This is a genomic window from Nocardia sp. N2S4-5 (genome assembly GCF_044628355.1).
Lineage (GTDB): Bacteria > Actinomycetota > Actinomycetes > Mycobacteriales > Mycobacteriaceae > Nocardia > Nocardia wallacei_B.
Genome location: NZ_JBIUPM010000001.1, coordinates 7,513,681 through 7,528,589 on the forward strand (window position 1 = coordinate 7,513,681; position 14,909 = coordinate 7,528,589).

Consider the following 14,909-nt stretch of genomic DNA (forward strand, 5'->3'; position numbering starts at 1 on the left):
CGTCCTCGCGGAGAAGAAGCGTCAGCGCACCGGACGGTCCTGGAGCCGCTGCGCCTGCTTCGCGGTGAGGTCGGCGAACGCGGCGGAATCGATGGGCTGGGGCGCGGTCTCGGCGAGCTGGGCCACGGTGCTGCCCACCAGGATCAGGGCCGCGGACGAGTACAGCGTCATGCCCTCGCTCGTGGTTCGCACCTGGAAGGCGACGGAGGCGTCGCCGGTGCGGGGCAGTTCGAGGGCGCTGACGCGGTAGTCGACGGCGACACCGTCCGCGTCGGTGCCCGAGTAGGCGGTACACCGGCGCAGCAGGTCCTGCACCGCGGAGAAGGCTTGGGCCGCACCGTTGTCCGGGTAGCTCGCGGCGTCGATGTCGACACTGGCGAAATCGGCGGTCGCGTAACCGGCCGCTCCGCGCGCGCTCGCTCCGGCGAACTGCTCGCCGACGGCGGCCAGCACCTTGGCGCACTCGGGCGGTTCGGTGCGGGACCGATCCTGCGGCGTCGCACCGTTACCCGGTGAGCCGTCGTCGAGACGGGTGTATCCGGGAGGCAGGTCGGCCACGGTCAGCAGCCTCGCCTGCAACTGCGCGGAATCGGTGATGGCGGGCGCCGTGATCGACGGTGGCGTCACCGCCGAAATCGGGTTCGAGGCCGAATCCGCATGCTGGGAGCCGCATCCGGCCGCGCACAGCGCCGCACCCGCCAGCAGGGCGCCGGCTCGCGTCAGTCGCCCCATCGCACCTGCGTGCGGATGTTCTGCCGGAGCAGCACTTTGGTGCGCGGCTCGCGGTAGGAGAGGTGGCCGCCGATGTTCACCGAGCCCGAAACCGGCAGCGGCAGACCGAGATCCACGGTGATGGTGCCGGTTCCGTGCATCAGGTAGTCGACGATGTCGAGCGAACCGGTGTTGTTGGGCAGCTGCCAGGCGTCGGACTGTGGGGTCTGGGTGATGTCGAGAGCGATCGTGAGCAGGTTCCCCTCGCGCTGGGTGAGCGTCGCCGTGGTCACCTGGTCGACCTCGTTGGGTTGCACATCGTTGGACACCTGCTGGCGCACCGTCCACACCGCGCCCACGCCGACCGGGTCGGGCGGGAACGCTATGGAGCGGTACACCGTCTGGTAGAAGGTCCGCTCCAGGGCCGCGCGGGCGGCGTCGTCGGTGGTGGGCGCGGTTTCCAGCCGGAGCCGGGTGATGGCGCCCTCCGCGTTGATGTCGAACCCGGCGTGCGAGCCGTCGGCCGACTGCAACTCCTGCGCCAGCGACGGATCCGGGGAGGTGACGGCGCCCAGCGTCAGATCCACGCCCTTGCGGCTGGTCTGCGCCGTGAGCGGGATGGTGACCGCGGGCGGCGAGAAGTCGCGCACCGCCTGGCCGTTGATCTGCTGCTCGATGTGATGGTCGGTGCGCAGCGTCACCTGCTGGGCGGTACCGATCTCGTAGCCGGGCCGCAGCAGCGAGCGCGGTTCGGCGCCGGGATCGACGACCGAGGTCACCGTCGCGGAGATCGGCACGGTGACCTCCTTGCCGAGTCCGGTCGGCTCCACATCGGGGTCGGCCGTGGACTCCGTGCTGTCGCTGCAACCGACACCCAGTGCCGACAGTGCGACCGACAGCACCACCAGCAGCACGCCCGACCGGACGGACCGGGCGGTCGAGGGGGGAGAAGACAACACCGTCACGCCGAACAGAGTACGACCGGTTCCTGAAAATCAGCTGGGACCGGACCGGTGGCCGGACCCGGTGCACCCGGCGACCGACGAGGCCGCTATTCCTATAGGGGATGATGTCAGCTGTGAATACCGACCGGCCGAGCGATCAACACCCCGACGAGCACGACGAGTCGCCCCGGGACGTGGCCGCCACCGCGGTCCCCGCGCCGGCCCGCCGCCTGCCCGCGCTGCTGCTGGTCGCCGCCGTGATCTTCGCGCTCGATCTCGGCACCAAGGCGCTGGTGGTGGCGAAGATGACGCCGGGTGAGCCGATTTCGGTCATCGGCGAGGTGGTCCGGCTGACCCTGGTGCGCAACGCGGGAGCCGCGTTCTCGATGGCTACCGGCATGACCTGGCTGCTGACGCTGGTCGCGGCGGGCGTCGTGATCGGCGTGATCCGCATCGGGCGGTCGCTGCGCTCGCTGGGCTGGACGATCGGGCTGGGACTGGTGCTCGGCGGCGCCTTCGGCAATCTGGTCGACCGGCTGTTCCGCGCACCCGGTCCGCTGCAGGGGCACGTCGTGGATTTCATCTCCGTCACCAAGTGGTGGCCGGTGTTCAACGTGGCCGACTCGGCGATCGTGTGCGGTGCGATCCTGCTGGTGGCGCTGACGCTGTTCGGTTTCGAACCCGACGGCACCCGCGCCCGGCACTCGGACGGCAAGGCCGAGTCGACGACGGGGGAGCAGGCATGAGGGAGACCCGGGCCATGCCGGTGCCCGACGGGCTCGACGGCCTGCGCGTGGACGCCGGATTGTCGCGCCTGCTGGGCTTGTCGCGCACGGCCGTCGCCTCGCTCGCCGAGGACGGGGCGGTGCAGATCGACGGTGTGCCGGCGGGCAAATCGGATCGGCTGGTCGGCGGGACGTGGCTGGAGGTCGAGTTCCCCGAGCCGAAGCGGGAGCTGCGGGTGGAGGCGACGCCGGTCGAGGGGATGAAAATCCTCTACGCCGACGACGACATCGTGGCGGTCGACAAACCGGTCGGGGTGGCCGCTCACACCGGCGTCGGCTGGTCCGGGCCGACCGTGGTGGGCGGGCTGGCCGCGATGGGCTACCGCATCTCCACCTCGGGTGCGCACGAACGCCAGGGCATCGTGCACCGGCTCGACGTCGGCACCTCCGGGGTGATGGTGGTGGCGCAGTCCGAGCACGCGTACACGGTGCTCAAGCGGGCGTTCAAACAGCGCACGGTCGACAAGCGGTATCACGCACTGGTGCAAGGACATCCGGATCCGTCCAGCGGCACGATCGACGCGCCGATCGGGCGGGCCCGCGGCAACGAGTGGAAGTTCGCGGTGACCGCGGACGGTCGCCCGAGCGTCACCCACTACGACACCGTGGAGGCGTTCCAGGCGGCGAGTCTGCTCGACATCCACCTGGAAACCGGTCGCACACACCAGATCCGGGTGCACTTCTCGGCGATTCGCCATCCCTGCTGCGGCGACCTGACCTACGGCGCCGACCCGCGGCTGGCGGAGCGGCTGGGACTGGAACGGCAGTGGTTGCATGCCCGCGCGCTGAGCTTCGCGCATCCCGCCGACGGCCGGTGGATCGAGATCACCAGCGAGTATCCCGCGGATCTGGAGCACGCCCTCGGCGTCCTGCGCAATGCGTAACAGCCTGCGCCGGACCGCGATAGCCGGTGCGGTGGTCGCCGCCGTCGTGCTGATCGTGGTGCTCGGCTGGGCGATTCCGCCCCGCGCCGCGATCGTGTCCACCGATCGCCTGGGGCCCGAGTCGGGCGAGCGGGTCGCCGATTACCTTGCGCGAGCGAGGGATTCGCTGACCGGGGCCGATACCACCGAGCACTGGGCGCTGGCGTCGTTCGACACCGGGACGGCCGCCGACCGGTTGCCGGAACAGGCTGCGGGACTGCGGATTTCGCAAGTCTTGTACCACGTCCCCCTCGATCGGGTGTACACGCCGGTGACCGCGGTCCCCGTCCCCGCCGGTGACGCCGCGGCGATCGGGTCGATCCGGGCCGCCGCGGGCGCGATGGACTACGCCCAACCGGCCGACGAGCGCGCCGCCCGCACCGCCGCCGTGGTGGCCGCCCGCCTCCACGCGGACTGCCCCTGCGCAGTCGGCGTGGTCGTCCGAGGTCGCCTCACCCAACTCCGAGACCTCGCCTCCCACACCGGAATCCGAGCCGTCGAGGCCCTACCCCCGGACGCCGCCGCAGGCGCCTTCGCGGTAGCCCCCCTGCTACCCGAACAACTCGACACCATCACCCCAGGCCCGGACGACGGCCCCATCCCCAACCCCTGACGATGCCTTCCCCATTCCGGCCGTTGGGCACTTCCCTATTTCCGGCCGTCGGCGCACTTCCCTATTTTCCGGCGTGCTTTTCGCCGGAATGGAGGCTGAGTTGTAGGAGGAGGGTGTCGATCCAGCGGTCGTGTTTGTGGCCGACGTGGCGTAGGCGGCCCGCGTCGGTGAAGCCGCGGCTGCGGTGCAGGGTGGGGGAGGACGGGTCTCCGGTGTCGGCGATGACGGCGATGACGGCGATGACCTCGCGCAGGTTCAGTGCGCGGCAGGCCGATAGCAGTTCGTCCAAGAGGCGGCCGCCGAGACCGCGGCCGACGGCCCAGGGCGCGAGATAGATCGAGTTCTCCACGGTCTGCCGGTAGGCGGGCCGCGGTTTCCACGGCGAGCAGTAGGCGTACCCGGCGACGCGGCCGTCCTCCTCGGCGACCAGGAACGGCAGCCCGGCGGCGGTGATCGCGTCGAACCGATGCCGCCACTCGGCCTCATCGGGAGCGTGGATCTCGAAGGTGGCGACGGTGCCGAGCACATAGTGCGCGTAGATCTCGGTGATCGCGGGCAGGTCGGCCGCCACACCTGCCCGCACCACCCGGCATTTCGCTATAGAGGAATCTGTCACTACTATAGTGTAGATGGATCTGGTCGCGCTCGGCGAGCGCATTCAGGGGTTCCGCCGCGACCGCGGGCTTACGTTGCAGGCCTTGGCCGAGCTGTCGTCGGTGAGCGTGAGCATGCTCTCGGCCGTCGAGCGCGGGGACAAGGCGCCGACGGTCGTCGTGCTGGACCGCGTGGCGAAGGGTCTCGGAATCCGGTTGTCCGCCTTGGTTTCCGAGCCCGACGGCGAGCGCATGATCGTCCGCCGCGCCGCCGACCAGGACGTCGTGAGCGAATCGGGCTGGGAGCGAACCATTCTCACGCCCGTGGTGCCCGGCGTGAACTTCGAATGGATCCGCTCGACTCTCCCGCCCGGCAGCGTTCCCGGCGAATACCCTTCCTACGCACCGGGTTCACACGAGTTCATCTATGTCGAGTCGGGTACCGTCACGCTGACCGTCGACGGCGACCGGGTCGTGGAGCTGGCCGCGGGCGACTCCATCTACCTCGCCGCCGACAGCACCCTGCGCTACGCCAACCACACCGGCGAGCCGTGCACCTATTACGTCGCGGCGCTCATCATGCGCTCCCGCGGTCCGCGATAGCCGGAAACGCCCGGGAAGTCGCAGGACGCGCCAGGGATGCCGGACCGGTGTCCGTGCGACGTTCTAGGCTGTCGGCATGTCGATCACCGAGCAGGCGGCGCGCGCCCCGGGGTTGTCCGCGGCCGAGGTCGAGCAACGCGTCCGCGACGGGCAGACCAACGACGTGCCGGACCGGGCCAGCCGCTCGGTCGCCGACATCGTCCGGGCCAACGTCTTCACCCGGATCAATGCCATCCTGGGCGTGCTGTTCATCCTGGTGCTGGCCACCGGATCGATCATCGACGGGATGTTCGGCCTGCTCATCGTCGCCAACAGCGTGGTCGGCATCGTCCAGGAGATCCGCGCCAAGCAGACCCTGGACAAGCTGGCCATCGTCGGCCAGGCCCGTCCGACGGTGCGGCGCGACGGCCGGGCGGACACGGTGGCGCCCTCCGACGTCGTGCTGGACGATCTCATCGAACTCGGCCCGGGCGACCAGATCGTCGTCGACGGCGAGGTGGTCGAGTCCGAACTGCTCGAGATCGACGAGTCACTGCTCACCGGCGAGGCCGACCCGATCGAGAAATCGGTTGGCGCACAGGTGATGTCGGGCAGCTACGTGGTGTCCGGCGCGGGCACCTACCGTGCCACCAAGGTCGGTCGCGACGCCTACGCCGCCAAGCTTGCCGCCGAGGCCAGCAAGTTCACGCTCGTGAACTCGGAGCTGCGCAACGGCATCAACACCATCCTGAAGGTGATCACTTATCTGCTGATCCCGGCGGGCCTGGTGACGATCTACAACCAGCTGTTCTCCAGCCACGAATCCTGGCGCGCCGCGCTCAACGGCATGGTGGCGGCGCTGGTGCCGATGGTGCCTGAGGGCCTGGTGCTGATGACGTCGATCGCGTTCGCGGTCGGCGTGGTGCGGCTGGGCCAGCGCAAATGCCTGGTGCAGGAACTGCCCGCGATCGAGGGCCTGGCGCGCGTGGACGTGGTGTGCGCCGACAAGACCGGCACCCTCACCGAGAACGGCATGCGGCTGTCGGAACTGCGCGTCGTGGGCGATGTGGCGGAGCCGGAACTGCGAACGGTGCTGGCGGCCATGGCCTCCGACGACCCGCGGCCGAACGCCAGCGTCGCGGCCATCGCCGAGGCGCTGCCCGACACACCCGGCTGGCCGACGACCGGGATCGCCCCGTTCTCCTCGGCGAAGAAGTGGAGCGGCTTCTCCTACGGCGAGCACGGCAACTGGCTGCTCGGTGCGCCCGATGTGCTGCTGGACCCGCAATCGCAGGCCGCGGCCGCCGCTCAGGAGATCGGCGCGCAGGGCCTGCGGGTGCTGTTGCTGGCCACCAGCGACCGCCCCGTCGACGCTCCCGACGCGCCCGGCACGGTGACGGCGCAGGCGCTGGTGGTGCTGGAGCAGAAGGTCCGCCCGGATGCCCGCTCGACGCTGGATTACTTTGCGAGCCAAGACGTCTCGATCAAGGTGATCTCGGGCGACAACGCGGTGTCGGTGGGCGCGGTGGCCTCCTCGCTGGGCCTGACCGGCGGCAACCACGCCGTCGACGCCCGCAAGCTGCCCGAGGACCGCGACGAACTCGCCGATGTGCTCGACAACCGGACCACCTTCGGCCGGGTCCGGCCGGATCAGAAGCGCGCCATGGTGAGTGCCCTGCAGTCGCGCGGGCACACCGTCGCCATGACCGGCGACGGCGTCAACGATGTGCTCGCGCTCAAGGACGCGGACATCGGCGTGGCGATGGGCGCGGGAAGCCCGGCCACCCGGGCGGTGGCGCAGATCGTGTTGCTGGACAACAAGTTCGCGACGCTGCCATACGTGGTCGGCGAGGGCCGGCGGGTGATCGGCAACATCGAGCGGGTCTCGAATCTGTTCCTCACCAAGACGGTGTACTCGGTGCTGCTGGCCTTCCTGATCGGCGTCGCGGGCATCGGGTCGCAGCTGTTCCACTACGAGCCGGTGCCGTATCCGTTCCTGCCGCGGCACGTGACGATCGCGGCCTGGTTCACCATCGGCATTCCGGCGTTCATCCTCTCGCTGGCGCCCAACAACGAAAGGGCGCGAACGGGTTTCGTGCCCCGGGTACTGCGGCTGGCGATCCCGTCCGGCGCCGTGATCGGCGTGATGACCTTCATCGCCTACCTCATCGCGTATCAGGGTCCGGAGCAGAGCGACACCCAGAAGGTGCAGGCGGGCACCACCGCGCTGATCACGCTGCTGATCATCGCGGTGTGGGTGCTGGCGATCGTGGCGCGGCCCTGGTCGTGGTGGAAGGCGGTGTTGATCGGGGGCTCGGTGGGCGGGTACCTGATCCTGTTCAGCATCCCGTTCACCAGGCACTTCTTCAAACTCGACCCGTCCAACGCGGCGCTGACCGGTACCGCGGTGATCTGCGGGGTGATCGGCATCGTGCTGGTCGAGGTGGCCTGGTGGCTGAGCGCCTCGCTGGCGGGGGAGAAGCGGCAGCTGATGCCCGACTCGCCGGGAGGGGACGACTCGAAGCCCGCGCCGGTCGAAAACGGCTGAGGTCAGCGGTTTTTCGCGGGACCGAATTGGTCGTCTGCTATGGCGCGCCGTGAACGGCGTTGTCTCGTGTGTCGATTGGAAACACGGGTACCTTCGGCTGTATGGAGGTCCTGCTGCATCAGATCGATGCATTCGCCGATGCGCCGTTCACGGGCAATCCGGCGGCGGTGATGCCGTTACCGGCATGGTTGCCCGATGGGCTGCTGCAGCAGTTGGCCGAGGAGAACAATCTCGCGGAGACCGCCTTCTACACTTCGTCGCTGCCGCCCGAGGCCGAGCCGGCGCCCGACGGTGGTCCGGCATTCCAGTTGCGCTGGTTCACTCCCGCGGTCGAGGTCGACATGTGCGGGCACGCGACCCTCGCGTCGGCCGCGCAGATCCTCGAGGACATGCACCCCGGCGCCGACCGCGTGCACTTCTACACCCGCAGCGGCTGGCTGACCGTCGACCGTACCGATGACGACGAGCTGGTGCTGGATCTGCCCGCCGTCGCCTCGCTCGACGTCGTGGGCGACCCGCAGTTGATCGACGCGCTGGGCGTGCGCCCGCTGCGCACCCTCACCGGGCAGGACGAGGTGGTCGTCGTCGCGTCCGAGCGCGAGGTCCGCGCGGCCCGCCCGAACCTGTCCGCCTTCCCGAAACTGGCCCGCGGCGTGGTCCTCACCGCCCCCGGCGACAGCGCCGACTTCGTCTCCCGCTTCTTCGCACCGGGCGTCGGCATCCCGGAGGACCCGGTCACCGGTTCGGCCCACGCGCAATTGACGCCCATCTGGAGCCGGCACTTCGGCCGCACGGAGTTCACCGCCCGCCAACTCTCCCGTCGCGGCGGGCGCTTGCGCTGTGCCCTGTCGGAAAACCGGGTTCTGCTGACCGGCCGCTGCCACCGGTACATGGACGGGGTTGTGCGCCTGCCGGATTGAATCGGCTTCCGAAGGCCGCGTCCGAAAGCCGCTCGACAGGTGGTGCCGATCGGAAGTACCGTCTCTCCAGTGCAGTTTCGGAGGCCATCAGCGCAGGTGATACCGGATTCCGGGGGCGAGACCGGGCGGGCGCGGACCGCCAATTGGGGCGTCGCGGTCGGGGCGGGGGCGTATCTGTCGTGGGGTGCGTTCCCGGCGTTCTTCGGGCTGCTCGAGTTCGCGAGTCCGGTCGAGATTCTGGCGCAGCGAATCCTGTGGACCCTGGTCGTGGTGACGGCCGCGCTGCTGGTGGCCGGGCGCATTCGCGAGATGGCCGCAATCAATGCCCGCACCTGGCGGCTGGCCGCGGTCGCGGGCGCGGCGATCGCGCTCAACTGGGGCGTGTACGTGTACGGGGTCACCTCGGGCCACGTGGTCGAGTGCGCGCTGGGATATTTCATCAATCCGCTGGTGACGGTGTTGTTCGGCGTGGTGATCTTCCGCGAGCGGCTGGCCCTGCCGCAATGGGTGGCGCTGGGACTCGGCGCGACGGCGGTCGTGGTGCTGACCGTGGACTACGGCAAGCCGCCGGTCATCGCGTTGGTCCTGGCCTGTTCGTTCGCCACCTACGGTCTGGTGAAGAAGGTGATCCGGCTCGATCCCATGCGTAGCGTCGCCGCCGAGGGCGTGGTGTCGGCGCCGTTCGCGCTGGCCGCGGCGATCGCGTTCGGGATCACCGGCAACGCTTCCTTCGGTGACGGCGCGGGGCACACGGCCCTGATGATGGCGACGGGTCCGGTCACGCTGATCCCGCTGCTGCTGTTCGCCTTCGCCGCCGGGCGGGTGCCGCTGTCGACCATGGGAATTCTCCAATACCTCACTCCCGCACTGCAGATGGCGTGGGGCGTGCTGGTCGGCCACGAGGCCATGCCCGCCTCCCGCTGGGCGGGCTTCGGCCTGATCTGGCTGGCCCTGGCGGTGTTCACCGCCGACGCGCTGCGCCGTGCCCGGCGGACTGCCGAAACGTCCCCGGCCGCAACCTGACTCACGCACCGCGAGCGGGGAGTTTGCCGACCCGGCCGCCGTCGGTATACGTTACGAGTCGTGGCGGTGCTCCCGTAGGCCGAACTTGGTACCGGTCCGGGGTCGGGACCGCCACGAACTCAGGAGAAATCCTTTGTCCATTCAGTTCAATCACACCATCGTCGGATGCCGGGACAATCGGAAGTCCGCCGAATTCTGGGCCGACATTCTCGGTCTCACCGCCGGTACACAGTGGGGCCCGTTCGTTCCGCTCACCATGGCCAACGGCGTGACCTTCGACTTCGCGGCTGTCCCGCCGCACGTCACCGAGATCCAGCCCCAGCACTACGCCTTCCTGGTCTCCGAGCAGGAGTTCGACGCCGGACTCGCGAAAATCCGCGAACGCGGCCTGACCTACTGGGCCGATCCCCGCCAGCAGCACGAGGGCGAGATCAACCACAACGACGGAGGTCGCGGGGTCTACTTCCTCGATCTCGACGGCCACTTCATGGAAATGCTGACCGTCCCGTACGGAGGCTGGCCGGAGTAGCACCCCCGGCCTACGCGGACGCAAATCGAACTGGCACGGCGATACTTGCCGCGCCGGTTCGTTTTGTGACCGCGCAGGCCGTCGATCTCGGTGTGGTGGTGAACGTCTCCGGACCCGGTCATCCGGCCGGACGCCACGGTGAGATGAACGACCACCGCGCGAAACTCATTCGCGGGCACACTGTTTCGACATCGGTGACATACATCAGCGCATGCAGCGTGAGCACGTCCAGATGTAGCGGCGTCGGCGTGATCACCACGTCCGCGTCGGCCGCGCGAACCTGATCGGCCAGAGGCAGCACGCTGACCGCCGTGGGCCAGATCAGCGCATACCCGAGCGTCCTGGCCAGCCGCCGGACCTGGGCCGCGTCCCATTCCGGCGTGGTGCTGACATCGTGGTGTATCCAAACCGAATGCGGTAGGCACAGATCTCATCGCCGCCCCTCGAAGTCGCTGTGATGCTGGAAGACAGCACGTTATGAGCCGGATCACAGCTCGCTTGTCCTCAAAGGACAGGCGGCAGCAGGGCGAGCGCCCACCCTGATCACCGATGTCCGCTACCGCCCGGCGCTACGCTGGGCCTATACGCTCCGGATGCGGAGGAGAGGCCGATGAGCGAGATCCCGCCGAACGATATGGGCCGCCGATTGCGTGAGATCCGCGCCTGGCGTGGGCTGAGTTTGGAGGCCGCCGCCGGGCTCGCGGGTATTTCGTACGGGTACCTCGGTCGGCTGGAGCGCGGGGAGCAAGCGCTGACCAATCGGGGAACTCTCGAGGCGGTGGCGCGTGCGCTCCGGGTGGCGCCGTCGGAGTTCACCGGCCGCCCGTGGGAGACGGGCGACGGTGTTGTTTCCGAGACGCACGCGGCGCTGGTCGAGTTCGAGAACGCCTTGGATACCTGCGAACTCGGTGAGGACACCGGCGTGCCGGTGCGGCCGTGGCCCGAGATCGCCGCCGACCTCCGGCAGTTGAAGATCTATCGGCAGACGGCCGATTATGCGGCTCAGGGCCGGTTGACGCCCGGATTGCTGAGTGAATTACACGCGGCGTACGTGCGTCATCCCGCCCTTCGCGAGCAGTCGCTCGTCGCGCTGATCACCTGCTACGACGCGATGGCATGGGCCACGAAACGCCTCGGTGGCCGTGGCCTGCCGCTCTTGGCGGCCAAGACGGCACACCAGTGTGCCGAGGCTCTGGAATCTCCGGCATGGCTGGGGTTTTCGGTGTGGCTGCGGGGGAGCGTCGCCGGTGAGGTGTCGCGGCCGCAGCAGTATCAACGGTCGGTGGCCGCCGCCGATCGGCTCGGGCCGCATCTCGACGACCCGGAGGTGTTGCAGTGCTACGGAATGCTTCATCTGAACGCCGCGCTCGCCGCTGCGGTGCGAGCCGACCGCACCACTGCCGCAACACATCTCGATGAGGCGGAGTCCGCGGCGAGACGGATGGACGACGAGGTGGGCACATTCGGCGGATTCTGGTTCGGGCGCGTAAACGTCAGTATCTGGCGCTCGTCGCTCGGGCTGGAACTGGGTGACGGCGTACGAGCTGTGGAACAGGCCACCGACGTGCCCGTCCAAGCCATACCCAGCCCGGTACGCCAAGCCAACTACTACGCCGAAGCGGGCCGCACACTCCTCGCCGAGCCGAAGTATCGAGACAAAGGCCTTGCTCTACTCCTGAAAGCCGAAGAGCTTGCCCCCCAACGAGTCCGCAGTGACTTCTTCGTCCGCGAAGCCGTCGCCGATCAACTGCGCACCGCGCGCCGCGACGCGGGCGGGCGGAACCTGCGTGGACTGGCGTGGCGGCTGGGGCTCGCTCCCGAAATACCACCGAGGGCCGATTGAGAGTGCGGGTGCCCGGCCGCCCCTCATGCGGCCGGGCATTCCGCGCGGGCTGCTATTGCCTGCCCTGTAGCGCCTTGTCCACGAACTCGTTGGTGTAGGTGTCCTCGAGCACGATGCTGTCGCGCTTGGGGGCGACATTGCGCGAGTACCGGCCGAGGATGTTCAGGACGTTCTGTGCTCCTTCGGGTTTCATCAGGCCGTCGCCGTTGAACATGCCGATCGAGTCGCGGATCGACTGGATGTACAGGTCCTTGCCGCCGGCGGCGTACTGGGACGGCATCTTCGCCGCGATTTCCTCCGGTGTGTGCGTCTCGATCCACTGCAACGTCTGGACGAACGCGGTGGCCAGTTTCTGCACGATGTCCGGATGTGCCTGCACCGTGTCGCATTTCATGTACAGCGACGACGCGGGATACAGCCCGCCCAGCGCGGCCCGGGTGCCCGCCTCGGTACGCATGTCCAGCAGGACCTGTGCGTCACCGGATTTCACCATCTGCGCCACCGTCGGGTCGGTGGTCATTCCGGCGTCGATGCCGCCGTGGTTCATTCCGGCGATGAACGTCTGTCCCGCACCGACTTTCACCCGGTCGTAATCGGAGGTGGTCATGCCCGCCTGACCGGCCAGCGCCTGGGTGAGGAAGTCGGTGGACGAGCCCAGCGACGTCACGCCCAGCTTCTTGCCGCGGAAGTCCGCCGGTGAACGGATCTCCGCCGCCTGCGATTTCGCGACCAACTGCACCTCACCCGGCACGTCGGAGAACTGGACGACGGTGCGCAGGCACTGCTCCTTGGCCTGCAGATCGACGGTGTGATCGTAGAAGCCCACCACCGCCTGCACATCGCCGGTCAGCAACGCCGTCTCCGCACTGGCCCCGGACTGCTCGCCCATCAGTTTCACGTCGATGTCGTTGCGGGCGAAGTTGCCCAGCCGTTCGGTGAGCATGGCGGGCAGGTAGATCACCTTCTCCAGGCCGCCGACCATGATGGTGATCTGCGGGCGGCCGTCTGCCATCGGGATCCGGCGGGAGTCCCGGCAGCCCGTCGCGAGCAGCAGGGTGCAGACCGCCAGCAGTACGACGGCAATATGCTTGCGATACCTCATCACTCACACCTCATGTGCCGACTGTGACTGCGACGGACGCCATTTCAGCAGTCGCCCCTCGGCCATGCCGATGGCCCATTCGGCGAGCAACGCCACCACCGTGATGATGATCATGCCCGCGTAGATGCCCGCCGCGTCGAACGTGCCCTGCGCGTTGGAGATCAGCAGTCCCAGACCCTTACCGGCGCCGGCGTATTCGCCGACCACCGCGCCGATCAACGCGAAACCGAACGCGGTGTGCAGGCTGGACAGGATCCAGGTGGTGGCACTGGGCAACACGATCTGCGACAGCACCTGCCAGCGGCTCGCACCCAGGATCCGGGCATTGTTGATCACGTTGCCGTCCACCTCGCGGGCGCCGGTGAAGGCGTTGAAGAACACCGCGAAGAAGGTCAGCACCACGACCGTGGCCACCTTGGACTCCAAGCCCAGGCCGAACCAGATGATGAACAGCGACGCCAGCACGATGCGGGGAACGGCGTTGAGCGCCTTGATGAACGGCGCCAGCACCTCGGCCCAATAGCGGCTGCGACCGAGCAGCACACCCAGCACCACACCCGCCACGGCGCCGATGACGAAGCCCAGTACGGCCTCCTCGACGGTGGTGAAGATCTGCAGCCAGATGGAGCCGAATTGGGTTCCCTCGGTGAACCATTCGACGATACGTTGCCAGATCAGCGACGGTTTCGAATAGAAGAACGGGTCGATCCAGACCGTCGCCGTCAGCTCCCAGGAACCCAGCCACAGCGCGATCAGCGCGACCCGCAGACCCCAGGTCCGGATGCGGGTGCGACGGGCCTGGCCACGGGCGCGGGCGAGGATCTGCTCCTCGGTCTCCGCCTCGACTTCCGGTGCGGCGGACGCGGTTTCGGTGAGAGTGTCAGGCGACACGGCTCGCTCCCTTCGCGCGGGCGGCCTCGACCTGGTCACGCAGCGTGCCCCAGATCTCGGTGTACAACCGGCGGAACTCGTCGGTGAGGCGGACCTCCTCGACGTCGCGCGGGCGATCCAGGGTGACGGTGAAATCGCCGCACACGGTGGCGGGGCTCGCGGTCATCACGACCACGCGGTCGGCGAGCGCGATCGCCTCCTCCAGGTCGTGGGTGACGAAGACGACCGCGGCGCTGTGCCCGCGATTGGTCCCCGTGCCCGACCACACGCGCAGCAACTCGTCCTGCATCAGCTGGCGGGTCTGCACGTCCAAGGCGCTGAACGGCTCGTCCATCAGCAGGATCTCCGGCTCGTTCACCAGGGTCTGGGCCAGGGCCACGCGCTTGCGCATGCCGCCGGAAAGCTGGTGCGGGTAGTACTTCTCGAAGCCCGCCAGGCCCACTTTGCGCACCCACTCCGCGGCGCGGTGGCGCGCTTCGCGTTTCGTCGCGCCTTGGAGGCGCGGGCCCAGGGCGACGTTGTCGAGGACGGTTCGCCACGGCAGTACGGCATCCTGCTGGAACATGTAGCCGATGCCGTCCGGGATGCCGTGGACGTCCTTGCCGCGCACCAGGGTTCGTCCGGCGGAGGTCTTCTCCAGGCCGGACACCAGGGACAAGGTCGTGGACTTGCCACAGCCGGTGGGGCCGACCACGGCGACGAATTCACCTGGGGCGACGGTGAAGTGGAGGTTTTTCACCGCCGTGTGGATGCCGCCGTCGGAGCCGGGGAAGCGTTTGGTCGCGGCGCGGAACTCGATACACGGGGCGGCCGTGGGGCGCTCCATGAGGTTGGGCATGACGTTCTCCTTCGGGCGGCGCCGTGTGATGTGGGGCCGCTGGTCGACCATAAGTGGGACTGGT

The 14,909-nt window shown here is 68.6% G+C and carries 16 protein-coding genes; 9 read left to right on the forward strand and 7 right to left on the reverse strand.

All coding sequences use genetic code 11. The features are described from left to right. Positions 1-21: 21 nt before the first annotated feature. On the reverse strand, positions 22-732 hold the full coding sequence (locus ACFMRZ_RS34730) for a hypothetical protein (protein WP_400182409.1): 711 nt from the start codon (positions 730-732) through the stop codon (positions 22-24). Continuing rightward, complete coding sequence (locus ACFMRZ_RS34735; RefSeq protein WP_400182411.1) at positions 720-1,676, reverse strand: hypothetical protein; 957 nt, start codon at positions 1,674-1,676, stop codon at positions 720-722. The genes ACFMRZ_RS34730 and ACFMRZ_RS34735 overlap by 13 nt, the downstream gene beginning before the upstream one ends. A gap of 104 nt (positions 1,677-1,780) precedes the next feature. Between ACFMRZ_RS34735 and lspA the strand changes: the two genes are divergently transcribed. Genes lspA through ACFMRZ_RS34750 form a run of 3 tightly spaced genes read left to right on the forward strand, consistent with a single transcriptional unit; the run spans position 1,781 to position 3,976 of the window. Then, positions 1,781-2,401, forward strand: coding sequence for a signal peptidase II (gene lspA / locus ACFMRZ_RS34740; RefSeq protein ID WP_280275481.1), 621 nt, complete (start codon positions 1,781-1,783; stop codon positions 2,399-2,401). Then, positions 2,398-3,324, forward strand: a complete 927-nt coding sequence (locus tag ACFMRZ_RS34745) for an RluA family pseudouridine synthase (RefSeq protein WP_280275472.1) — start codon at positions 2,398-2,400, stop codon at positions 3,322-3,324. Before lspA ends, ACFMRZ_RS34745 begins: the two co-directional genes overlap by 4 nt. Then, complete coding sequence (locus ACFMRZ_RS34750) at positions 3,317-3,976, forward strand: hypothetical protein (protein WP_400182412.1); 660 nt, start codon at positions 3,317-3,319, stop codon at positions 3,974-3,976. Before ACFMRZ_RS34745 ends, ACFMRZ_RS34750 begins: the two co-directional genes overlap by 8 nt. 61 nt (positions 3,977-4,037) lie before the next feature. On the opposite strand, the gene ACFMRZ_RS34755 is transcribed toward ACFMRZ_RS34750, so the two are convergent. Beyond that, complete coding sequence (locus ACFMRZ_RS34755) at positions 4,038-4,592, reverse strand: GNAT family N-acetyltransferase (protein WP_400182413.1); 555 nt, start codon at positions 4,590-4,592, stop codon at positions 4,038-4,040. 13 nt (positions 4,593-4,605) lie between these two features. Between ACFMRZ_RS34755 and ACFMRZ_RS34760 the strand changes: the two genes are divergently transcribed. The 5 genes from ACFMRZ_RS34760 to ACFMRZ_RS34780 all read left to right on the forward strand — a co-directional run bounded on the left by ACFMRZ_RS34760 (position 4,606) and on the right by ACFMRZ_RS34780 (position 10,171). Further along, complete coding sequence (locus ACFMRZ_RS34760) at positions 4,606-5,172, forward strand: helix-turn-helix domain-containing protein (protein WP_400182414.1); 567 nt, start codon at positions 4,606-4,608, stop codon at positions 5,170-5,172. Between the two features lie 76 nt (positions 5,173-5,248). Beyond that, positions 5,249-7,699 carry an HAD-IC family P-type ATPase gene (locus tag ACFMRZ_RS34765; protein WP_400182416.1) on the forward strand — a complete coding sequence of 817 codons (2,451 nt, stop codon included), beginning with the start codon at positions 5,249-5,251 and terminating at the stop codon, positions 7,697-7,699. Positions 7,700-7,800: 101 nt separating this feature from the next. Continuing rightward, positions 7,801-8,619: a PhzF family phenazine biosynthesis protein gene (locus ACFMRZ_RS34770; RefSeq protein WP_400182417.1), complete on the forward strand. Its 819-nt coding sequence runs from the start codon at positions 7,801-7,803 to the stop codon at positions 8,617-8,619. Between the two features lie 99 nt (positions 8,620-8,718). Continuing rightward, positions 8,719-9,642, forward strand: a complete 924-nt coding sequence (rarD, locus tag ACFMRZ_RS34775; RefSeq protein ID WP_400183043.1) for an EamA family transporter RarD — start codon at positions 8,719-8,721, stop codon at positions 9,640-9,642. 133 nt (positions 9,643-9,775) lie between these two features. Further along, the gene (locus ACFMRZ_RS34780; protein WP_280274618.1) at positions 9,776-10,171 is read left to right on the forward strand and encodes a VOC family protein; all 396 of its coding nucleotides are present in this window, start codon (positions 9,776-9,778) and stop codon (positions 10,169-10,171) included. Positions 10,172-10,289: 118 nt separating this feature from the next. Here the strand turns inward: ACFMRZ_RS34780 and ACFMRZ_RS34785 are convergent, their stop codons facing one another. Beyond that, positions 10,290-10,472 (reverse strand): hypothetical protein, encoded by a 183-nt coding sequence (locus tag ACFMRZ_RS34785; protein ID WP_400182418.1) that lies wholly within the window; start codon positions 10,470-10,472, stop codon positions 10,290-10,292. A gap of 309 nt (positions 10,473-10,781) precedes the next feature. On the opposite strand from ACFMRZ_RS34785, the gene ACFMRZ_RS34790 reads away from it, so the two are divergent. After that, the gene (locus ACFMRZ_RS34790) at positions 10,782-12,014 is read left to right on the forward strand and encodes a helix-turn-helix domain-containing protein (RefSeq protein ID WP_400182419.1); all 1,233 of its coding nucleotides are present in this window, start codon (positions 10,782-10,784) and stop codon (positions 12,012-12,014) included. Positions 12,015-12,066: 52 nt separating this feature from the next. Here ACFMRZ_RS34790 and ACFMRZ_RS34795 read toward each other — a convergent pair whose 3' ends face one another. From ACFMRZ_RS34795 to ACFMRZ_RS34805, 3 genes are read right to left on the reverse strand one after another with little or no spacing between them, the layout of a single operon-like run. Further along, positions 12,067-13,116 carry an ABC transporter substrate-binding protein gene (locus tag ACFMRZ_RS34795; protein ID WP_280274950.1) on the reverse strand — a complete coding sequence of 350 codons (1,050 nt, stop codon included), beginning with the start codon at positions 13,114-13,116 and terminating at the stop codon, positions 12,067-12,069. Positions 13,117-13,119: 3 nt separating this feature from the next. After that, positions 13,120-14,007: an ABC transporter permease gene (locus tag ACFMRZ_RS34800; protein ID WP_400182420.1), complete on the reverse strand. Its 888-nt coding sequence runs from the start codon at positions 14,005-14,007 to the stop codon at positions 13,120-13,122. Continuing rightward, entirely contained in the window at positions 13,997-14,845 is an 849-nt protein-coding gene (locus ACFMRZ_RS34805) for an ABC transporter ATP-binding protein (protein WP_280274948.1), read from the reverse strand. Before ACFMRZ_RS34805 ends, ACFMRZ_RS34800 begins: the two co-directional genes overlap by 11 nt. Positions 14,846-14,909 lie beyond the last annotated feature (64 nt).